17 protein-coding genes are annotated in these 20,051 nt (G+C 65.7%); 13 read left to right on the forward strand and 4 right to left on the reverse strand.

Annotated features, from left to right (window positions below; genetic code table 11):
- Positions 1–81: 81 nt before the first annotated feature.
- The gene (locus tag ACKTSM_RS07845) at positions 82–1,431 is read left to right on the forward strand and encodes an amidohydrolase (protein WP_407876337.1); all 1,350 of its coding nucleotides are present in this window, start codon (positions 82–84) and stop codon (positions 1,429–1,431) included.
- 89 nt (positions 1,432–1,520) lie between these two features.
- On the opposite strand, the gene ACKTSM_RS07850 is transcribed toward ACKTSM_RS07845, so the two are convergent.
- A complete protein-coding gene (locus tag ACKTSM_RS07850) occupies positions 1,521–1,691 on the reverse strand; it encodes a hypothetical protein (protein WP_407874101.1) in 171 nt (56 codons plus the stop codon).
- 11 nt (positions 1,692–1,702) lie between these two features.
- The gene (locus tag ACKTSM_RS07855) at positions 1,703–3,301 is read right to left on the reverse strand and encodes an isocitrate lyase (RefSeq protein WP_407874102.1); all 1,599 of its coding nucleotides are present in this window, start codon (positions 3,299–3,301) and stop codon (positions 1,703–1,705) included.
- Positions 3,302–3,454: 153 nt separating this feature from the next.
- Here ACKTSM_RS07855 and ACKTSM_RS07860 point away from each other — a divergent pair, with 153 nt between their 5' ends.
- From ACKTSM_RS07860 to ACKTSM_RS07890, 7 genes are all read left to right on the forward strand, one after another.
- Positions 3,455–4,786, forward strand: a complete 1,332-nt coding sequence (locus ACKTSM_RS07860; RefSeq protein WP_407874103.1) for a short-chain fatty acyl-CoA regulator family protein — start codon at positions 3,455–3,457, stop codon at positions 4,784–4,786.
- Positions 4,787–4,889: 103 nt separating this feature from the next.
- The gene (locus tag ACKTSM_RS07865; protein WP_407874104.1) at positions 4,890–5,171 is read left to right on the forward strand and encodes a hypothetical protein; all 282 of its coding nucleotides are present in this window, start codon (positions 4,890–4,892) and stop codon (positions 5,169–5,171) included.
- 130 nt (positions 5,172–5,301) lie between these two features.
- Entirely contained in the window at positions 5,302–6,687 is a 1,386-nt protein-coding gene (locus tag ACKTSM_RS07870; protein WP_407874105.1) for a TIGR03013 family XrtA/PEP-CTERM system glycosyltransferase, read from the forward strand.
- A complete protein-coding gene (gene prsK, locus ACKTSM_RS07875) occupies positions 6,684–8,813 on the forward strand; it encodes an XrtA/PEP-CTERM system histidine kinase PrsK (RefSeq protein ID WP_407874106.1) in 2,130 nt (709 codons plus the stop codon). The genes ACKTSM_RS07870 and prsK overlap by 4 nt, the downstream gene beginning before the upstream one ends.
- Complete coding sequence (prsR, locus tag ACKTSM_RS07880; protein WP_407874107.1) at positions 8,813–10,177, forward strand: PEP-CTERM-box response regulator transcription factor; 1,365 nt, start codon at positions 8,813–8,815, stop codon at positions 10,175–10,177. The genes prsK and prsR overlap by 1 nt, the downstream gene beginning before the upstream one ends.
- Positions 10,170–11,648 (forward strand): tetratricopeptide repeat protein, encoded by a 1,479-nt coding sequence (locus ACKTSM_RS07885; protein ID WP_407874108.1) that lies wholly within the window; start codon positions 10,170–10,172, stop codon positions 11,646–11,648. The genes prsR and ACKTSM_RS07885 overlap by 8 nt, the downstream gene beginning before the upstream one ends.
- Before the next feature lie 50 nt (positions 11,649–11,698).
- Positions 11,699–12,658 (forward strand): bile acid:sodium symporter family protein, encoded by a 960-nt coding sequence (locus ACKTSM_RS07890; protein ID WP_407874109.1) that lies wholly within the window; start codon positions 11,699–11,701, stop codon positions 12,656–12,658.
- An 18-nt stretch (positions 12,659–12,676) separates the two neighbouring features.
- On the opposite strand, the gene panB is transcribed toward ACKTSM_RS07890, so the two are convergent.
- The gene (gene panB, locus ACKTSM_RS07895) at positions 12,677–13,546 is read right to left on the reverse strand and encodes a 3-methyl-2-oxobutanoate hydroxymethyltransferase (protein ID WP_407874110.1); all 870 of its coding nucleotides are present in this window, start codon (positions 13,544–13,546) and stop codon (positions 12,677–12,679) included.
- Positions 13,547–13,691: 145 nt separating this feature from the next.
- Here panB and ACKTSM_RS07900 point away from each other — a divergent pair, with 145 nt between their 5' ends.
- Positions 13,692–15,092 carry a sodium-dependent transporter gene (locus ACKTSM_RS07900; protein WP_407874111.1) on the forward strand — a complete coding sequence of 467 codons (1,401 nt, stop codon included), beginning with the start codon at positions 13,692–13,694 and terminating at the stop codon, positions 15,090–15,092.
- An 82-nt stretch (positions 15,093–15,174) separates the two neighbouring features.
- Here ACKTSM_RS07900 and ACKTSM_RS07905 read toward each other — a convergent pair whose 3' ends face one another.
- On the reverse strand, positions 15,175–15,660 hold the full coding sequence (locus ACKTSM_RS07905; protein ID WP_407874112.1) for a pyridoxamine 5'-phosphate oxidase family protein: 486 nt from the start codon (positions 15,658–15,660) through the stop codon (positions 15,175–15,177).
- Positions 15,661–15,856: 196 nt separating this feature from the next.
- Between ACKTSM_RS07905 and ACKTSM_RS07910 the strand changes: the two genes are divergently transcribed.
- The 4 genes from ACKTSM_RS07910 (at position 15,857) to ACKTSM_RS07925 (ending at position 20,050) form a co-directional block, all read left to right on the forward strand.
- Positions 15,857–16,768, forward strand: coding sequence for a recA-like protein (locus tag ACKTSM_RS07910; RefSeq protein WP_407874113.1), 912 nt, complete (start codon positions 15,857–15,859; stop codon positions 16,766–16,768).
- A gap of 52 nt (positions 16,769–16,820) precedes the next feature.
- Positions 16,821–18,299 (forward strand): DUF6504 family protein, encoded by a 1,479-nt coding sequence (locus ACKTSM_RS07915; protein WP_407874114.1) that lies wholly within the window; start codon positions 16,821–16,823, stop codon positions 18,297–18,299.
- Positions 18,300–18,361: 62 nt separating this feature from the next.
- Entirely contained in the window at positions 18,362–18,697 is a 336-nt protein-coding gene (locus ACKTSM_RS07920) for a PilZ domain-containing protein (protein WP_407874115.1), read from the forward strand.
- Between the two features lie 105 nt (positions 18,698–18,802).
- Entirely contained in the window at positions 18,803–20,050 is a 1,248-nt protein-coding gene (locus tag ACKTSM_RS07925) for a putative DNA modification/repair radical SAM protein (RefSeq protein ID WP_407874116.1), read from the forward strand.
- Position 20,051 lies beyond the last annotated feature (1 nt).

Consider the following 20,051-nt stretch of genomic DNA (forward strand, 5'->3'; position numbering starts at 1 on the left):
CTGCTTTTTTGCCTCTGGACTGTGTTCCATGTGTTCCACCCCCGGGGGCAAATTCGTGATCGAGAGGGAGAGAGACAGATGATGAACCGGCTTCTTGCAGCAGGCGCTGCGCTTGCGGTGGTGATGGCATCCCCGGCCCATGCGGACGGGCATATGGGTGCCGAGGGCGGCGATGAATTGCGTGCAGCGGTGATGGAGGATCTGCCGGGTCTCGTCACGCTCTACCAGGACCTTCACGCCAATCCCGAGCTTTCCTTTCAGGAGCACGAAACCGCTGCCAAGCTCGCCGAGCGTGCGCGGGCGCTGGGCTTCGCCGTGACCGAGGGCGTGGGGCGCACCGGCGTGGTCGCGGTGATGGAAAACGGCGTTGGGCCGGTCGTCATGCTGCGCGCCGACATGGACGGCCTGCCGGTGATCGAACAGACCGGGCTGCCCTATGCCTCGAAGCGCACCGCGGTGCCTGCCAACGGGGTCGAAACGGGGGTGATGCATGCCTGCGGCCACGACACCCACATGGCCGCCTGGGTCGGCGCTGCCCAATTGCTCGCCGAGCGGCGCGATGAATGGTCGGGGACGCTGGTGATGATCCTCCAGCCCGCCGAAGAGACCGGCGAGGGCGCGCTCGCGATGCTCGAAGACGGGCTCTACACCCGCTTTCCCAAGCCCGATTACGTGCTTGCCTTCCACGATGCCGCGCAGGCGCCGGCCGGTTTCATCGGCTATTCGAGCGGCTTCGCGCTGGCCAATGTCGACAGCGTCGATGTGCGCATTCCCGGCATTGGCGGGCACGGGGCCTATCCGCACACCACGATCGATCCGGTCGTGATCGGTTCGGCGATCGTGATGCGGCTTCAGACGCTGGTGAGCCGCGAGATCAGCCCGCTCGATCCTGCCGTCGTGACCGTGGGCAGTTTCCGCGCCGGTTCGAAGCACAACATCATTTCCGACGAAGCGCATCTCCAGATCACCGTGCGCAGCTATACCGACGAGGTGCGCGCAACCCTGCTCGAGGGGATCGAACGGATTTCCCGGGCCGAGGCGCTGGCCGCCGGAATGCCCGAGGACAAGCTGCCCGAAGTCATCGTGCAGGATCCCTATACCCCTTCGACCTACAACACGCCCGCGCTGACCGAGCGGGTGATGGCAGGCCTCGATGCGCGGTTCGAGGGCCGCGTGCGCGAAGTTCCGAGCGTGATGGGGGGCGAGGATTTCGGCCAGTTCCACCGCGCTGACCCCGAAAACGTCGAATCGCTGATCTTCTGGGTCGGCGGTGCGCCGATGGAGCAATACGAGGCGTCCGAGCGCGGCGAGATCGAATTGCCGAGCCTGCATTCGCCCTTCTGGGCGCCCGATGCCCCGGTTGTGATCGCCACCGCGACCGAGGCGCTGGTCGCGGCGACGCTCGACCTCCTGCCCAAGAGCGGCGGCTGAAGAAGATCGGCCGCCGGAAGCGGGGTGAGCCCCGCCGCCGACGGCCGTATTCTCCTCCCCAGGAGAACTGGTCGTGTGGGTTTGCGCGTCTATTCCGTATCGGGCGCGTAGGTCCCGAGACGGTGGTGAAGCGCGTTGATCTTGGCGATCTCGTCGCGGTCCTCGGTCGCGCGGGCATGGCTTTCGAGCGCGCGGCGCAACAGTTTCATGTCAGCGGTCGAAAGCAGCGCCCTTGCGCGCCCCGGTTCGGTTGTCGTCATCGTATCTCTCCTCAGGCTGCCGCGAACTGGTTCATGGTGTTGTCCTTGCCGCCCGCCTTGAGCGCGGCTTCGCCGGCGAAATATTCCTTGTGGTCATCGCCAATGTCACTGCCGGCCATGTTCTGGTGCTTGACGCAAGCGATGCCCTGGCGGATTTCCTCGCGCTGGACGTTCTTGACGTAGCCGAGCATGGCCTGGTCACCGAAATATTCGCGCGCCAGGTTGTCGGTGCTGAGCGCCGCGGTGTGATAGGTCGGCAGTGTGATCAGGTGGTGGAAGATGCCAGCGCGCTTCGCGGCATCGGCCTGGAAGGTGCGGATCTTCTCGTCCGCCTCGGCAGCCAGCTCGGTCCCGTCGTAATCGACGCTCATGAGCCGGTCGCGATCATAGGCCGAGACATCCTTGCCCGCTTCGGCCCAGGTATCGAAGACCTGCTGGCGGAAGTTGAGCGTCCAGTTGAAGCTGGGCGAGTTGTTGTAGACCAGCTTGGCATTGGGAATGACCTCGCGCACCCGGTCCACCATGCCCGCGATCTGCTCGACATGGGGCTTTTCGGTTTCGATCCAGAGCAGGTCGGCGCCGTTCTGCAGCGCGGTGATGCAATCGAGCACGCAGCGGTCCTCGCCGGTTCCGGGGCGGAACTGATAGAGGTTGGACGGCAGGCGCTTGGGCGCCAATAGCTTGCCTTCGCGGCTGATGAAGACCTGGCCGTTGGTGATATCGGCCGGGTCGACCTCGTCGCAATCGAGAAAGGCGTTGTACTGGTCGCCCAGATCGCCCGGCTCCTTGGAAAAGGCGATCTGCTTGGTAAGCCCTGCGCCAAGGCTGTCGGTGCGCGCGACGATGATCCCGTCCTCGACACCCAGTTCGAGGAAAGCGTGCCGGATCGCCCGGATCTTCTGAAGGAAATCCTCGTGCGGAACGGTGACCTTGCCGTCCTGGTGGCCGCATTGCTTCTCGTCGGAAACCTGGTTCTCGATCTGCAAGGCGCAGGCGCCGGCCTCGATCATCTTCTTGGCGAGCAGATAGGTCGCCTCGGCATTGCCGAAGCCTGCGTCGATATCGGCGATGATGGGCACGATATGGGTCTCGTGCTCGTCGATCTTGTGAAGCAGGCGGTGGGTGTTGACCGCGTCGCCGGCTTCCTTGGCCGCGTCGAGATCGCGGAACAGGCCGCCCAGTTCGCGCGCATCGGCCTGGCGCAGGAAGGTGTAGATCTCCTCGATCAGCGCGGGAACGCTGGTCTTTTCGTGCATCGACTGGTCGGGAAGGGGGCCGAATTCGCTGCGCAAGGCGGCGATCATCCAGCCGGACAGGTAGAGATAGCGGCGCTTGGTGCTGCCGAAATGCTTCTTGATCGCGATCATCTTCTGCTGCGCGATAAAGCCGTGCCAACAGCCCAGCGACTGGGTGTATTGCGCCGGATCGGCGTCATAGGCTTCCATGTCCTCGCGCATGATCTTCGCGGTGTAGCGTGCGATATCGAGCCCGGTCGCAAACCGGTTCTGCACAGCCATCCGGGCCGCGGCCTCGGCATCGACCGCTCGGAAAGGGGTGCCGCCGGCATCGATGGTGGATTGCATCCGGGCGATGGTCTGCTGGTAGGTCATGAATTGCTCCGTGAACGAGTGGGGAGGTGTCGGGACCAGGAATGCCATGTTGCAGCGCAGCACCATAGAGAAAGTTACAAACATTCGTGTCTATATCGCCGAAAATCCGCTTTCGCTTGTGTAATTGTGTAAAGATATTTACAGGTTCGAGCCATGACCGATAACAGCCTTCTCGCCGGACCAGCGCTGCGCCGCCTGCGCAAACGCGAAGGGCTGACCCAGGCTGCCATGGCCGCCTCGCTCGGCATCTCTCCCAGCTATCTCAACCTGATCGAGCGCAATCAGCGCCCGCTTTCGGCCCGGGTGCTGGTGCAGGTGATCGAGCGGTTCGACTTCGACCCGCGTTCCCTGCGCGAGGACGAGGCGATCGGCGGGATCGACGGGCTGGCCCGGCGAATGAGCGATCCGCGTTTCGCCGATCTCGCGATCGACCGCGAGGAATTGCAGGAATTCCTTGCCACCTCGCCCCAGGCCGCAGCCGCCTTCGCCCGGCTCTACGACAACGCCGCTTCCACCGATCCGCGCGGAGAGGATCCGGTCGACCTGGCCCGCCAGGAGGTCGAGCGCTGGCAGAACCACTTTGCCGATTGCGACGCGGCGGCTGAGCAATTGTCGGACCGCTTGCGGCTTTCGCGCGGCGATATCGCCTCCGCGCTGATCGATCACCTGCGCGAACAGCACCGCCTGTCGGTGCGGATCCTGCCCGCTGATGTCATGCCCGGCCTCGTCCACCGGCTCGACCTGCATGCGCGGCAATTGCAATTGTCCGAAATGTTGCCCGGGGCTGCGCGGCGGTTCCAGATCGCGCGCCAGGTCGGCGCGCTCGAACAGCGCGAGGCGATCGAGACCCTGGTGGCGGGCGCGCGGCTATCGTCGCCCGAAGCGCGCGAGAAGTTCCGCGAGCATGTTACCGATTACATCGCAGCGGCCCTGCTGATGCCCTATGGCCGCTTCCTGCGCGCCTGCGAGCAGACCGGATACGATCTCGCGGTGCTTCAGCGGCGCTTCGCGGTCTCGTTCGACCAGCTCGCACAGCGCCTGACCACGCTTCAGCGGGTCGGTGAGCGCGGCCTGCCATTCTTCAGCGCGCGCTTCGGGCGCACCGGGCGCATGGTGCGCTTTACCGCCGGGGCGAGCGGGGCGGTCTATCCCCTCACCGGTGCGCGCTGGCCGGCCTGGGCGCCCTATGCCGCGTTCGAACGGCGCGGGACCATGCTCGTGCAGGCGGTAACCTTCGGGGAAGGCGAGGCCGCGCCGCGTCACTGGCTGACGATCGCCCGAACGGTCGAATTTGATGGTGCAGCCTGCTCGGCGCGCCAGGCAATCGTGCTCGGGATCGAAGCGCGCTTTGCCGGCGACATGGCCGAGGCCCGCGGAATATCGCTCGACCCACTCGATGCCGTGCCATTGGGAGTGGGTTGCCTGCGCTGCGGCCGCCCTGACTGCCTCAACCCTGCGCCCGCCCGCTACGCGCGAGGCGAATAGGCGCGGCAATCTGGCGAAGGCGCGCGATTGCGGCCCGATTTGCACATCTCCCGTGGAACCGTGCGCGCGCCTTCGGGTTGCATTGGCAATCGAGGAGTTTCTCATGACCGAAGAGCGTATAACCGAGCACACCGATGCACGGGGCAACACCCACACCGTCCACACCATCAACAGCGGTGGGCACGAAAGCAGTGCCGGCAAGTGGCTATTCCTGCTTGTGCTGGTCGCCGCACTGTTGGCCGGCGGCTATTTCCTGACCCAGTCGAACGCGTCCGAGATCGCGCGCGACAACGCCATTGCCGATGCTGCCAATGATGTCGGCGACTCGGCGAACCAGGTCGGTGACGCGGCGCAGGACGTCGCCGACAACGTCCCGGGCGAATAACAACGCGTTAATCATTGCCTCGCGCGTGTCAGGCGACGCACGGGGGCCGTGTAAAGTTTACCGACACTTAAACTCTCGTCCTTAGGGCGGTGCTTGCAAACCTTTCGAGATTGCGAGCGCCGCCCGAACCATGATTCGCCTGTTCAAACATTATATCCCGCACGCCGTGATCCTTCTCGGCGTGCTCGATTACGTCCTGCTGGTGATTGCCAGCGAGGCGGCGTGGCAGGTGCGCGCGGCCCAGATCGGGATGGATCCCGGCCTGTTTGCCGAACGCTGGTTGCCGCTCACCGGATCGGCCGCGATCGTGTGGCTGGCGATGATCGCGGTCGGGGTCTACGGTCCGCACGCCTTGCGTTCGCTGCGCTTTGCCGGCGCGCGTCTGCTGGTCGCGATCAGTCTCGGCACGATCGCGCTGGCAACGATCGACTGGGTGCTTCCAGGCGAACATTTCTGGCGCTCGACCCTGCTTTACGCGATGATCTTCTCAGTCCTCGTGCTGGTGGTCGACCGCTTGCTGCTCAACAGCTTTCTCGGGTCATCGGCCTTCCGCCGCCGGGTCATGGTGCTCGGAGCGGGCGACCGCGCCGAGCGGTTGCGCGAACTGGCCGACCGGCCGGAGGCTGGCTTTGTCATCGTCTCCTTCATCGCCATGGCCGAACCCGACCGCGTGGTCGAGGAGGCGATCGCGCGCGAGGCGATCCACGATCTCGGCCGACTGGTGGAGAACCTGGGGGTGAGCGAGGTGGTGCTCGCGCTTCAGGAGAGGCGCAATTCGCTTCCCCTGAACGATCTCTTGCGGATCAAGACCAAGGGCGTTCACGTCAACGACTTCTCCAGCTTTCTCGAGCGTGAAACGGGTCGCGTCGATCTCGACACGGTCAATCCCAGCTGGCTGATCTTTTCCGACGGTTTCTCCAGCGGGCGGATGCTGTCGAGCGTGACCAAGAGGATGTTCGATATCATCGCCAGTCTCGCGCTGCTGATCGCGACATTGCCGGTCATCGCTTTGTTCGCGCTGCTGGTGAAGCTCGACAGCCGCGGCCCGGCCTTTTTCAGGCAGAAACGGGTCGGTCTCTATGGCGAGCCCTTCCATCTCATCAAGCTGCGCTCGATGCGAATGGACGCGGAAAAGGACGGCGCCCAATGGGCCGAAAAGAACGACCGGCGCATCACCCGCGTTGGGCGCTTTATCCGCAAGGTGCGGATCGATGAATTGCCGCAGACCTGGAGCGTGCTCAAGGGCGAGATGAGCTTTGTCGGCCCGCGTCCCGAAGTGCCGCAATTCGTCTCCGATCTGCAGGAACAGATCCCCTATTACACCGAACGCCACATGGTGAAGCCGGGCATTACCGGCTGGGCGCAGATCAACTACCCCTATGGCGCCTCGATCGAGGACAGCCGCACCAAGCTCGAATACGACCTCTATTACGCCAAGAACTACACGCCTTTCCTCGACCTCGTGATCCTGCTCCAGACGGTTCGGGTGATCCTGTGGCCGGAGGGTGCGCGATGACCTGGATGGCGGGCGGCCTTGGCCTGTTCGGGAGCTTCGCGCTCTATCTTGCAGGCGCTTTGATGGCGGGGTGTGCGGGGCTGTGGACGTGGCGCTTCGGGGAGAGCGCGCGGCCCGGCAATCGCGCGATCGTGATTGCCTGCGCGCTTATGGTCGCGTGGTGCGCCGCCTCGGTTGCGCTGGCGCCGGACGATGCGCTCACCCGGCTTGCCGAGACCGCGCGCAATTGTGCCCTGATCGCGGTCATCTTCCGCCTTTTCGCCGCCGACGGGCGCGATGCCAGCCTCAAGCCGATCAGGCCGGTGATCATCGCGCTGGTGCTGGTCCAGCTGTTCCAGCCGGTCCTGCTGCTGGTTTCGGCCCAGGTCGGCGAAGTCGAGCGGCTGGTCCAGGTGGTCTTCGAGGTCAGCACGGTGCTTTCGATGCTGGTCGCGATCGGCGCGCTGGTTCTGCTGCACAACCTCTATGCCGGCGCCGCGGCGCCCTCGCGCCAGGTGATCCGCTGGAGCGCTGCGGGGCTTGCGGGCATTTTCGCCTACGATCTCAATTTCTACACCATCGCCTATCTCGGTGGAGAATACCCGGCCATGCTGGTCGCCGCGCGCGGCCTGGTCGCAGGCGCGATGTCGGTCCTGCTCGCGCTCGGGGCCCACGCGGCGAGCGCCGGGCGGCAGATCAGCCCTTCGCGCGCTGTCACGTTCCAGACCCTCTCGCTGATCGTGATCGGCAGCTATTTGCTGGTCATGGTGACAGTCACCCGCTCGCTTGCCCTCCTGGGCGGCGATCTCGCCCGCACCGGCCAGCTCATCTTCCTCGTCATTGCCGCGATTGCCGCGCTTGCCTGGCTGCCCTCGCAACGCCTGCGCGGCTGGTTGCGGGTGACCGCGACCAAGCACCTGTTCCAGCACCGCTACGATTACCGCGAGGAATGGCTGCGCTTTACCCGCACGATCGGGCAAGGCTCGGGCGTGAAGTCGGGTGCGAGCCTGCACGAACGCGCGGTCAAGGCGCTTGCCGACATCACCGACAGCCCGGCTGGCCTGCTGCTGATGCCCAACGAGGAAGCGCAGCTCGAACTGACCGCGCGCTGGAACTGGGCGACGCTCGAGGTGCCGCCCGACATGGGCGACGGAACGCTGGCGGGACTGCTCGAACAGAACGCGCTGATCCTCGATCTCGACGAAGCGCGTTCGGGCATCGAGCATTGCGGCGAGATCGCCCATGTGCCGCGCTGGCTGGTCGATGCCGAAGATGCCTGGGCGCTGGTGCCGCTCATCCATTTCGACCGGTTGGTGGGCACGATCGTGCTCGCCCGGCCGCGCACCGAGCGCCGGCTCGACTGGGAGGATTTCGACCTCCTGCGCGTCGTCGGCCAGCAGCTGGCGAGCTATCTTGCCGAACAGGCCGGACAGCAGGCGCTGATGGATGCCAGCCGGTTCGACGAATTCAACCGCCGGATCGCTTTCGTGATGCACGACATCAAGAACCTTGCGAGCCAGTTGTCGCTGCTTTCAGCCAATGCCCAGAAGCACGCCGACAATCCCGATTTCCGCGCCGACATGCTGGTGACCCTGCGCAGCGCCTCGGACAAGCTGAACACGCTGCTCGCACGGCTCGGGCGCTATGGCCCCGCGCAGGGGCAGCCGGTCTGCGAGACCGATCTTGCCGGAATCGCGCGCAATATCGCCGAACGTTTCAAGCCGCTCCACCCGGTTACCTGCACCGCGGACGAACAGGTCACCGTCCTCGCCGATCGCGACGCGCTCGAACAAGCGCTGATCCACCTCGTCCAGAACGCGGTCGATGCGAGCGCGAACGGGCAACCGGTCTTCCTTACCGTGACCCGCGACGCCCTGACCGGACAGATCGACGTGATCGATTCAGGCACCGGCATGGCGCCGGAATATGTCCGCTCGAGCCTGTTCAAGCCCTTCGTTTCCTCGAAACAGGGCGGGTTCGGCATCGGCGCTTTCGAAGCGCGCGAAATGATCAAGGCGATGGGCGGAAGACTGACGGTCGAATCGCGTGAAGGCGTGGGCACCCGTTTCGGCATTGCCCTGCCTGTGCCCGAGGCCGCCCGGCTCGCCGCCCGCACACAGAACACTCCACACGAAAAGGTCGCATGATGGGTGAGAAGAAACCGGCATTGCTGGTGATCGAGGACGACGAGGGCCTGCAGGCGCAGCTCAAATGGGCCTATGACGATTTCGAAGTCGTGATCGCGGGCGACCGCGACAGCGCGATCGCCGCACTTCGCAGCGAAGCGCCGGCGGTGGTGACGCTCGATCTCGGCCTGCCACCCGATCCCGATGGGACGAGCGAGGGGTTCGCCGTGCTCGATGCGATCATGGCGCTCAAGCCCGATACCAAGGTGATCGTCGCAAGCGGTCACGGGGCCCGCGAAAGCGCGCTCAAGGCAGTCGAGCGAGGGGCCTATGATTTCTACCAGAAGCCGCTCGACATCGATGCGCTCGGCCTGATCGTGCGGCGTGCCTTCAACCTGCACGCGATCGAGAGCGAGAACCGCCGCTTGCTGGCCCATGCGAGCGAGGACAAGACCGTGCTCGGCCGGCTGATCACCGGCGCGCCCGAAATGGTCAAGGTCGCACGCACGATCGAGCGCGTGGCATCGACCAACGTATCGGTCATGCTGCTGGGTGCGAGCGGGACGGGCAAGGAATTGCTCGCACGCGGGCTTCACGAGGCATCGAACCGCGCCGACCGTCCGTTTGTCGCGATCAATTGCGCCGCGATCCCCGAAAACCTGCTCGAAAGCGAGCTGTTCGGCCACGAAAAGGGCGCTTTCACCGGCGCGGTCAAGACTACCGAGGGCAAGATCGAAAGCGCCCATGGCGGCACGCTGTTTCTCGACGAGGTGGGCGACATCCCGCTGCCGCTGCAGGTCAAGCTGTTGCGGTTCCTTCAGGAACGGACGATCGAGCGGATCGGCGGGCGCAAGCAGATTGCGGTCGATACCCGGATCGTGTGCGCCACCCACCAGGACCTCGAGGCGATGATCGGCGAGGGCACTTTCCGCGAAGACCTGTTCTACCGTCTCGCCGAGATCGTCATCCGCATCCCCACGCTCGCCGAACGCCATGGCGATGCGGTGCTCCTCGCCAAGGCGTTTCTCAAGCGCTTTGCCAAGGAAATGAACCCGTCGGTTACCGGCTTTGCCCCCGATGCGCTTTCCGCGATCGACGCGCATGACTGGCCGGGAAATGTCCGAGAGCTTGAAAACCGGGTCAAGCGCGCGGTCATCATGGCCGATGGAAAGCTGGTGAATGCCGGCGATCTCGATTTCGTCGACGAGGCTGAGGAGCCCAGCGACGTGCTCAACCTCAAGGCCGCGCGCGAAGCCGCCGACCGCCGCGTGATCCGCCATGCGCTCGCGCGCAGCGAGGGCAATATCTCGAGCAGCGCCAAGCTGCTGGGGATCAGCCGCCCGACGCTTTACGACCTGCTCAAGCAATATGACCTGCATGCCTAGGCGCGCCGCCCTCCTTGCCGCCGGTGCGCTGGCGCTCGCTCTTGCTGGCTGTGCCAACGAGGACAGCGCCAGCGAGCGATCCGCCCTGACCGGCACGCCCGATTTTCTCGAACTGGTCGAGGATGCGCGCGTGGCTGTGCGCGGCGGCGCGCTGGCCGAGGCCGGAAGGCTCTACGACGAAGCGCTCGCGATCGATCCGCAAAGCCCCGGGCTGTGGGTCGATATCGCGCGGCTGCGCTTTCGCGGCGGCGAACACCTACTCGCGATTGAGGCGGCCGATCACGCGCTCGCGCTCGACCCGGCCTTTGCGCCCGCTCTGCTCATGCGCGCGCAGCTCGTTCGCGATGCGCATGGCCATGCCGAGGCGCTGCCATGGTTCGAGGCGGCGATCGCTGCCGATCCAGCGAATGGCGAAGCGCTTGCCGATCACGCGGCGACATTGGGTGAGCTTGGTCGATACCGCGCCATGCTGGCCGCGGTCCGCCGGCTTGCCGAGGTCGATACGGGCGCTGCGCAAGTGCCGTTCTTCCAGGCGGTGCTGGCCGCACGGGCCAATGACCCGGTGCTTGCCAGCACCCTGATCGATCGCAGTGGGCTGAGCCAGAGGGGCGTGGCAGCCGCGATGATGCTCGATGCCATCGTAAATCTCCAGCAAGGCAATCACGACACCGCAGCCGAAACGCTCGAGCAACTGGCCGAGCGCATGCCCGCCAATATCCGCGTGAACGAATTGCTCGCGCGCTCGCTGTGGCTGGGTGGGCGCGACCGAGAGATCATCGACCGCTTCGCCGAACGCGCAGCAAAGCCGCAGGCATCGCCCTACCTGGTGATGCTGGTGGGCCGCGCATTCGAACGCTCGGGCGACCGCGAGCGCGCCTTGTCACTGATTGAACGGGCGCTGGTCCCGCGCGAAGCCGCGATGATCGGGCTCGAAGCTACGCGTTTGCTTCCAGAGCCGACAGCCACGATCCGCACAGCGCTGTCCGCCGGCAATACCGCCGCCGCCCGGCGCGCGAGCGAGCGCTATCTCGCGCGTTGGCCATCTTCGGGAGACGTACACCTGCTCGCAGGCGACGCCGCCTTCGCTGGCGGCGATATCGAGCGCGCGCTCGAATATTACGGCACCGCGGCACGGGTGCGCCGTTCGGCTCCGCTGGCGCGCAAGCTGTTCGCCGCGACTCGCGCTTTCGGCGATACCGAGGCGGCCGAGGCATTGCTGGTGCGCGCGGCAAGGGGCGATCCTCAGAACCCCGATCTCCTGTTCCTGCTCGCCCAACTCAGCGCCGAGCGCGAGGACTGGTTGCGGGTCGCGGTCCTGCTCGACACCGCGATTGGTTTGGGCGCTGCCAGCGATCTGGGCGTTCTGGCCCTGCGCGCCGAGGCAGCCGAAGCGCTGGGCGATCGCGAGGAGGCTGCGCGGTTCGACGCACTGCGCCGCGCGCTCAAACCGGGGCCGTTCGCGGCGCGCTGAGCACGCGCACTCGACAATCGCAGCGTGTGCGTACAAGGCTCGCAAGAGAGATGCGCCGTTCGCTTTCCCTGATCGCCGACCCGATGATCGCGGTGCTCGTGCTCGCCACAATCCTGGCGGCGCTGGTGCCGGCCGAAGGCGAAAGTCGCGTGTTTGCCCAGGCGATTGCCAATGGCGCGATCTTTCTGCTTTTCCTTGTCAATGGCATGCGCATTGCGCGCGGCGAGATCGCGAGGGCGCTCGCCAATTGGCGGTTCTTCGTGCCGCTGGGTGCATGGGTGTTCGGCGTCATGCCGCTGGCGGGGCTGGGGCTGTCTCAGATTGCCAGCCAAGTGCTGCCGCCGCTGGTCGCGCTGGGCTTTCTGTTCTGCGGCACGCTGCCTTCAACGGTGCAGTCGGCGACCTCCTATACCAGCCTTGCAGGCGGCAACACCGCATTGTCGGTCATCGGCGCGGCGCTTATCAATATTGCCGGGGTGTTCGTGACCGCGCCGCTCTTCGCGCTTCTTGCGGGAAGCGAGGCGGCCGAGATCGGGACCGAGACGATCCTTCGCATCGGTGCGATCCTGCTCCTGCCTTTCGCAATCGGCCAGGCGGTCCAGAAACGCACGATTGGCTGGCTCGCCGCACGCAAGGCCGAGGTCGCCTGGCTCGACCGCGTGGTGATCGGGATCGCCGTCTACGTCGCCTTTTCAGGGGCGGTCGAACAAGGGCTGGGCGCGATGTTCGGTGCTGCAGACTGGGCGTTGCTGATCGCGCTGGTCGCGGGTTTCCTTGCTTTCGCTACCGGCGGGGCGTGGCTTGCAGGCGGAGCGCTGGGCCTTGCGCGCGCGGACCGGATCGCGTTCCTGTTTGCCGGTGCCCAGAAAAGCGTCGCCATCGGCGCGCCGCTTGCCGCGATCCTGTTCGCTCCCGAAGTGGCCGGCTTCGTTATCGCACCGCTGCTGCTCTATCACCTGTTCCAGCTGCTGATCGCTGCCCCGCTCGCGAACCGGCTCGCGCGCGGCTAGCGGGGCGGGGCAGGGCGGTCACTTGGGCTGGTAGGTCTGATCCTCGGTCGGGAAGCTGCGCGCGCGCACTTCCGATGCGTATTGCTCGACCGTCCTGTCGATCACGCTGGCGATGTCCTCGTAACGTTTGACGAAGCGCGGCACCCGTTCGAACATGCCGAGCATGTCCTCGGTCACGAGCACCTGGCCATCGCACTGGGCAGAGGCGCCGATGCCGATCGTCGGGCACGCGACAGCCTCGGTCGCGGCGATCGCGATCGGTTCGACCACGCCTTCGATCACGATTGCGAATGCGCCTGCCTTGTCGAGCGCGACCGCGTCGGAGACGATCTTCTCGGCCTCGGCATCCGAGCGCCCGCGCGCGGCATAGCCACCCAGCACGTTGACCGCCTGCGGGGTCAAGCCGACATGGCCCATCACCGGGATCCCGCGCGCATTGAGGAATTCGACCGTCTCGGCCATGGCTTCCCCGCCTTCGAGCTTCACTGCCGCAGCGCCCGATTGCTTGAGCAGCCATGCCGCGCTCTCGAAGGCCTGTTCCTTCGATCCCTCGTAGGAGCCGAAGGGCAAGTCGACCACGACCACCGCGTGATAGCTCCCGCGCACAACCGCAGCGGCGTGATTGGCCATCATTTCGAGGCTGACCGGAATGGTCGAATCGAGCCCGTAAATCACCTGGCCGAGCGAATCGCCGACCAGGAGCAGGTCGCAATGGGTATCGAGCAATTGCGCCTGCCGCGCCGTATAGGCGGTGAGCATGACCAGCGGTTCGCGGGTCTCGCCGTCCTTCTTGTGATCGCGGATCTTGGGCACGGTCAGGCGCTTGCGCGGCTTGGGAGTGGGATTGGCCCGGCTGGTGCTCGTATCGAGCTGGAATGTGGTCGACATGGGCAAGCGATCTAGCGTCCGGTCTGGGATAAGGCAAAGCGTTCGCGCGCTTGCCCCTTGGCGCGGGGGCTGAAACATTGCAGATAGGCCCAAAGGGAGAGCGCGCTGCGAACAAGCGCGCGGATAAAGAGGAATTCAACGCACCATGGCAGCAGCAGGCTCACGCCACGAAAACTGGTCTTCGCGCAGCGCGTTCATCCTGGCAGCGGTCGGATCGGCCGTCGGCCTCGGCAATATGTGGCGCTTTCCCGCAGAAGCGGGCGAGAACGGGGGCGGGGCGTTTGTCCTGTTCTACATTTTCTGCGTCCTCCTGATCGGCTTGCCGGTGCTCTTGTCGGAAGTGCTGATCGGTCGCCACGGCCAGGCCTCGGCTCCCGAAAGCGTTCGCAAGGTCGCGCGCGATTCGCATGCGAGCGAAGGATGGAGCGTGCTTGCCTCGCTCGGCGTTTTTGCGGCCTTCCTGATCCTCAGCTTCTACTGCGTGGTCGGAGGCTGGGTGGTCTATTACATCGCGGTCTTCGCAGGCGACCTGTTCCAGACCGGGCTGACCGGAGGAGCGTTCCAGGGCCGCGATCCCTCCGATATCGAAGGGCTGCTTCCCGGATTGTTCGGCAATGGTTCGCTGATGGTCGGGCTCAATCTCGGCTTTCTCGCGGTGACGATCTTCTTCGTCGCGCGCGGCGTGTCGAGCGGGATCGAATGGGTCGCGGTCTATCTCATGCCGCTGTTCTTCCTGCTGTTTCTCGGAATCACGATCTATGGCGCCTTCACCGGCAATTTCTCCGAGGCGGTGGCTTACCTGTTCACCTTCGATTTCTCGAAACTGACGGGCGAGGTGATGCTGGCTGCCGTCGGGCAGGCGTTCTTCTCGCTCTCGCTGGGCGTCGCCGGCATGATGACCTACGGCGCCTATGCCAGCCGTGACACGAATCTGGGCGAAACCTCGGGCATCATTGCAGGTGCCGATACAGCGATCGCCCTGCTTGCAGGCCTTGCCATCTTCCCGATCGTGTTTGCCGCCGGTCTGTCGGCGAGCGTTGGGCCGGGCCTGATGTTCCAGTCATTGCCGATCGCCTTCCAGGCGATGCCGCTTGGCTCGCTGATCGGGTTGTTCTTCTTCGTCATGGTGTTCTTCGCCGCTCTGACCAGTTCGGTTTCGCTGCTCGAGGCGCCGACCGCCTGGATGTTCGAGAAATTCCAGATGAAGCGGCCGACCGCGACGCTGATCGTGGGATTTGGTGCGGCGGTGCTCGGTGTGCTGGCCTCGCTCTCGTTCAACGAGATCGCCGACTTCCATCCGCTCGGCTTCATTCCGCTGTTTGCCGAGACCAATTTCTTCGACACGCTCGACGGGGTGACAGCCAAGCTGTTCATGCCGATTGGCGCGATCCTGACCTGCATCTTCGTCGGTTGGGTCGCCGATGTGCGGCTGATCGACCAGGAGAATGGTCTCGACGGCTGGCTCCACATGACCTGGCGCGCTCTCGTGCGCTTCGTCTGCCCGGTGGCACTCGCGGTGATCCTGGTGGTCGGGCTGACCAGCTAGGGCGTTCGCCCCGGACGATCATGATACGAAAAGGGCCGCCTTTGCCGGGCGGCCCTTTTTTCTTTGCGGCTTCGTGCCGGTCTTACAGCGGCACGGCGCGCGCGTGCTCTTCCTCGGCCTCGTCGAGCACGGTCTTGCCCAGCGCCATCTTGGCGGTGGTGAGCAGGCCGAGATCGCCCGACCAGATTTCGGCATCGCCAAGGTCCATCCGCAGGAAGGCGATATCGGGATCGTCCTTGCCGCCCTCGTACCAGGCCTCGACGAAATTGGACCAGAACTGGTCGAAGCGTTCCTGGCTCGTTTCCTCGGCCAGCGTGCCGTTGAAGCGGGCGAACATGTCGTGTCCCTTTGCCTCGAAGGTGGCGGTGGCAGCGCCGAGCTTGCAGAAATCGCTGTTCTTGTGAGTGAAGAACCAGATCGCGCTATCGGCGTCCTTGTCGAGCTGTGCGCTCATCGGGACAGCGCTTTCGGGCTTGCCGTCAAGCTGTAGAAAGAGGAAGGGCGAATCGGCGAGGGCTTTCCAGAACTCGGTCCTGAGTTCGTCGGCCTTGCCTTGGGCGGTACGCATGATCGTGTCTCCTTTGTCCAATCAATGCCGGGCAGGCGCGCTCGTTCCGCTTGCGGGCGATGGTGCGGATCGTACGCCGGATCATTCGCCGTTCTTTGGCGGGGTGCCGGACGCGCGAAAAAGGCGTTGGACTCGTCGTCCAACTTGGAACATAATGGGAACAAAGGGGCCGGATTCGAGTCTCCTGAATGTTCCTATGACCAGACCTGATCTCTCCTCCGGCGCGAAAGCGCGCGACCTGTCCTCTCTCTCCTGCGCTGCGGCGCGGGGCGCACAGGCGTGCGTATCGGCAGTGCCGCAGCTCTCGGCAAGGGACATCAGGAAGCTGTCGAAAGCGCGCGAGGCTCGCTGGCGCCCCGGCCTTTCCGACCAGCCCTTTCACAGCGAGATATTCGCCTCGGCTGACAGCGCTGCCGGCGCCGGTCTCGCATTGGCACTGGCGCGCGATGCATTGAGCGCGAGCGCGGTTGGCGAGGATCCTCTTGCCGAGGCCGAGGACCGCCGCCAGGTGCTGTGGGTGCAGGACAGGCGTGCGCTCCAGTTGAACGGGCGGCCCTATCTCCACGGACTCCCCGCCGATTGGCGCGACCGGCTGATCCATGTCGAGGCGGCGAGCCCGGAAGATGCGCTGTTCGCGCTCGAGGAGGGCGCGCGCTGCCGCGACCTGGCCTGCGTGATCGCAGAGATCGCGGGCAATCCGCGCGCGCTCGATTTCACCGCTTCGCGCCGACTCAGCCTCGCCGCCGAAAAGCATGGCGTGGCCTTGTGGATCGTGCGGATCGAGGCTGAGGCCGACCTGTCATCGGCACGGATGCGCTGGCGGGTCGCAGCCGCGTCATCGGCAGAGCCCTTGTGGAACCCGGCTGCGCCAGGGGCCCCGGCGTGGAAGGCAGAGCTGTTTCGCGCGCGCAGCCACGCCCCCGGACAATGGATATTGAGCGATGAAGACGGACGCCTCGCCGCGCAGCGCACCGCGCGCGCCGCCAACACCAACACCCCCGAAGCGATCGGGATCGGCGCCAGCATCGCAGCCGCCCGCTCGGCGCATCCTGGCGCTCTGGTGCGCAAGACTGTCGGTCGATCGCTGGCGGCTGTCGCTCGCGCCTGACACCGGGGGAGAGAAGGGCGAGGGAGAGGACCACCCCGACCGCTTTCCCACCGTGCTCATCACCGAGACCGCGCATGGCCCCCGGATCGAGGCGGCCAACCGGGCCGGGATCGAAGCGGGTGCGCAGGCCGGGATGATGCTGGCCGACATGCGCACTCTTTGCCCCGAGGTCCGCACCGCCCCGGCCGATCCTGCCGGCGATCTCGCCTTCCTCGAAAAGCTCGCCGTCTGGGCGCAGCGCTGGGGCCCGTGGAGCGCGCTCGACCCGCCCGATGGTGTGCTGGTCGATATCACCGCCGCAGCCCATCTGTTCGGAGGCGAGGCGAAGCTCCTCGCCGATGTCGAGGCGCGTTTCGCCCGGCGCGGTCTCGCGGTGCGCGCGGCCATCGCGCCGAGTGCCGGGGCGGCCTGGGCGCTGGCGCATTTCGGCCCGCCGCGCGCGATCCTCGATGACCGCGACGACATCATGCGCGCGCTTGCCGACCTGCCGGTGGCGGCGCTGCGGCTCGACCAGGACGTGCTCACCGTGCTGCGGCGGCTCGGGCTCAAGCGGCTCGGCGAGCTGGCCGGGATCATGGAGGGTGCCACCGACCGGAGCGAGGCGGCGGCGCGCGATTCGCTCCAGCGCCGGTTCCGCAACCGCAAATCGCCCGCGGCCAATCCGCTGATCCGGCTCGACCAGCTGTGCGGCCGAGTGCCCGAGCCGCTGCTCCCGATCGTCCCGCAGCACATGCCCCTGGTCCAGCGGCGGCTGATGGAGCCGCTGCGCCATCGTTCGCTGCTCGACCGGGTGCTCGATGACCTGTGCGCCGACATGACGCGCGAACTCGAAGCGCGCGGTGAGGGCGCGCGGCGGCTCGAGCTCGGGCTGTGGCGGGTCGATGGCGAGGTGATCGTGCGCCGCCTCGAACTCGCCGCGGCGACCCGCGAGGCGGCGCACATCGCGCGGCTGTTCGCCGGAAAACTCGACGATATCGAGGCCGGGTTCGGGATCGAGACCGTGCGGCTGCGCGCGAGCTGGTCCGAACCGCTCGATGCGGCACAAGGCGATGTCGAGCACGCCGCCGAACGCCACGGCACCTCGCTTTCCGCCTGTATCGACCGGCTCGGCGTGCGACTTGGCCCGCAGGCGATCCGCCGCCCGGTGCCCTATGAAAGCCACCTGCCCGAACGCGCGCAGGAATGGCAGCCGCCGCTCGCCCCGGTGCCGGGCGCTGCGGGGGCTGCGACATATCGCGAGCGTCCGCTCAAGCTGCTCGACCGGCCCGAAAGGATCGCGGTGCTCTATGCCTCGCCCGATGGCTATCCGCAGCGCTTCCGCTGGCGCGGCAAGGTGCATGATGTCGCGCGGGTCGAGGGCCCCGAGCGGATCGCGCCCGAATGGTGGCGCGCACGTTCGACGGTGCGATTGCGCGATTACTACCGGATCGAGGATGGCGAGGGGCGACGCTACTGGATCTACCGCCACGGCCTTGCCGGTGACGGGCGCGGCGCGATGCCCGATTGGTTCGTTCAGGGGCTGTCGGCCTGACCCGCGCACCATGCGAGGGCACAAATTCACGATCCTTTTACCACATTGTGCAACGATGAGGCATGGATGAGCAACACACCTCGCGCTCCTCAGGCCGCCGCACACTGCGCCTCATGGTAAAGAGCAGGGTGCAGTCGCGCGTGGTTTTCGTCGATCTCCTCGACATCTCCGAAGGCGGATGCCGGATCAAGGGAGGCGCAGGCTTCGCCCGGATCGGCGATCGCGTCACGATGAAGGTCGCAGGCGTCCAGGCCCCGCTCGGCCGGATCGTATGGGTCGAGGACCGGATAGCCGGGGTGGCCTTCGAAGGCGAAATGCACCCGGCCGTGCTCGATCATCTGTGTGCCTCGATCCTGCCCGATCTCCAGGACGACACGCCCAAGAGCCGGCGTATCTGAAACGGGCGCGGCAAGGAGCCTGTCGGCCCCTGAACCGCGGAAGAACGCGCGATTTGCCCTTGGCAATTCCAACCCTAGAACATATATGGAACATCGAGACTTTCGATGGCCCATTCCCACAAACCGCAAAGCTTGCGCGACAAGCTCGAAATCCTCGCCGATGCGGCGAAATACGATGCCTCGTGCGCGTCGTCCGGCACCGCCAAGCGCAACAGCAAGAGCGGCGGGATCGGCTCGACCGAGGGGATGGGGATCTGCCACGCCTATGCGCCTGACGGGCGCTGCATCTCGCTGCTCAAGATCCTGCTGACCAATCACTGCATCTTCGATTGCCATTACTGCGTGAACCGCAAGAGCTCGAACGTGCGGCGCGCGCGTTTCACCCCGCAGGAAATCGCCGATCTCACTCTCAGTTTCTATCGCCGCAACTATATCGAGGGGCTGTTCCTGTCCTCGGGCATCATCAAGAGCTCGAACCACACGATGGAACAGATGGTCGAGACCGCGCGGATCCTGCGCGAGGAGCACGATTTTCGCGGCTACATTCATCTCAAGACCATTCCCGAGGCCGATCCCGAACTGATCCACCAGGCCGGGCTTCATGCCGACCGGGTCTCGATCAATGTCGAACTGCCCACCCGCGAAGGGTTGACCCGGCTCGCGCCCGACAAGGACGAAGGCCAGATCGAAGGCGCGCTGGCCAAGACCAAGGACCGCATCATCGAGGCCAAGGACGAGCGCAAGCGGTTCCGCCACGCGCCGCGCTTTGCGCCCGCGGGCCAGTCGACCCAGATGATCGTCGGCGCCGACCAGGCGAGCGACAGCGACATCGTCGGGCGGGCAAGTGCGCTCTATGACAGTTTTGGCCTGCGCCGCGTCTATTACAGTGCGTTTTCGCCGATCCCCGATGCAAGCGCGGTCCTGCCTTTGAAGCGTCCGCCGCTGATGCGCGAGCACCGGCTCTACCAGTCCGACTGGCTGATGCGGTTCTACGGTTATGCGCCGGCCGAGGTTCAGCAGGCGACCGAGGCGGACGGCAACCTGCCGCTCGACATCGATCCCAAGCTCGCCTGGGCCTTGAAGTTTCGCGAGCAATTCCCGGTCGATGTCAATCGCGGCACGAAGGAGCAATTGCTGCGCGTGCCCGGGCTGGGGACCACCGCGGTCAAGCGGATCCTTGCCGCGCGTCGCCACCGGACCCTGCGGCTCGACGACGTGGCGCGGCTGACCCAGTCGATTTCCAAGGTGCGCCCGTTCCTCGTCGCGCTCGACTGGCGCCCGACGCTGCTGACCGACCGCGCCGATCTGCGCACGCTGCTTGCCCCGAGGCAGGAACAGCTGGAGCTGTTCTGAT

It is taken from the genome of Qipengyuania nanhaisediminis (assembly GCF_045862805.1).
Taxonomy (GTDB): domain Bacteria; phylum Pseudomonadota; class Alphaproteobacteria; order Sphingomonadales; family Sphingomonadaceae; genus Erythrobacter; species Erythrobacter nanhaisediminis_A.

Excerpts from the sequence above, each read along its gene's own strand:
- prsR (WP_407874107.1), top strand. The coding sequence starts at position 8,813 with ATGGGTGAGAAGAAACCGGCATTGCTGGTGATCGAGGACGACGAGGGC.
- ACKTSM_RS07850 (WP_407874101.1), bottom strand. The coding sequence starts at position 1,691 with ATGACGACAACCGAACCGGGGCGCGCAAGGGCGCTGCTTTCGACCGCT.
- prsK (WP_407874106.1), top strand. The coding sequence starts at position 6,684 with ATGACCTGGATGGCGGGCGGCCTTGGCCTGTTCGGGAGCTTCGCGCTC.
- ACKTSM_RS07870 (WP_407874105.1), top strand. The coding sequence starts at position 5,302 with ATGATTCGCCTGTTCAAACATTATATCCCGCACGCCGTGATCCTTCTC.
- ACKTSM_RS07900 (WP_407874111.1), top strand. The coding sequence starts at position 13,692 with ATGGCAGCAGCAGGCTCACGCCACGAAAACTGGTCTTCGCGCAGCGCG.
- ACKTSM_RS07920 (WP_407874115.1), top strand. The coding sequence starts at position 18,362 with ATGGATGAGCAACACACCTCGCGCTCCTCAGGCCGCCGCACACTGCGC.
- ACKTSM_RS07865 (WP_407874104.1), top strand. The coding sequence starts at position 4,890 with ATGACCGAAGAGCGTATAACCGAGCACACCGATGCACGGGGCAACACC.
- ACKTSM_RS07925 (WP_407874116.1), top strand. The coding sequence starts at position 18,803 with ATGGCCCATTCCCACAAACCGCAAAGCTTGCGCGACAAGCTCGAAATC.
- panB (WP_407874110.1), bottom strand. The coding sequence starts at position 13,546 with ATGTCGACCACATTCCAGCTCGATACGAGCACCAGCCGGGCCAATCCC.
- ACKTSM_RS07905 (WP_407874112.1), bottom strand. The coding sequence starts at position 15,660 with ATGCGTACCGCCCAAGGCAAGGCCGACGAACTCAGGACCGAGTTCTGG.
- ACKTSM_RS07885 (WP_407874108.1), top strand. The coding sequence starts at position 10,170 with ATGCCTAGGCGCGCCGCCCTCCTTGCCGCCGGTGCGCTGGCGCTCGCT.
- ACKTSM_RS07910 (WP_407874113.1), top strand. The coding sequence starts at position 15,857 with ATGACCAGACCTGATCTCTCCTCCGGCGCGAAAGCGCGCGACCTGTCC.
- ACKTSM_RS07855 (WP_407874102.1), bottom strand. The coding sequence starts at position 3,301 with ATGACCTACCAGCAGACCATCGCCCGGATGCAATCCACCATCGATGCC.
- ACKTSM_RS07845 (WP_407876337.1), top strand. The coding sequence starts at position 82 with ATGAACCGGCTTCTTGCAGCAGGCGCTGCGCTTGCGGTGGTGATGGCA.
- ACKTSM_RS07890 (WP_407874109.1), top strand. The coding sequence starts at position 11,699 with ATGCGCCGTTCGCTTTCCCTGATCGCCGACCCGATGATCGCGGTGCTC.
- ACKTSM_RS07860 (WP_407874103.1), top strand. The coding sequence starts at position 3,455 with ATGACCGATAACAGCCTTCTCGCCGGACCAGCGCTGCGCCGCCTGCGC.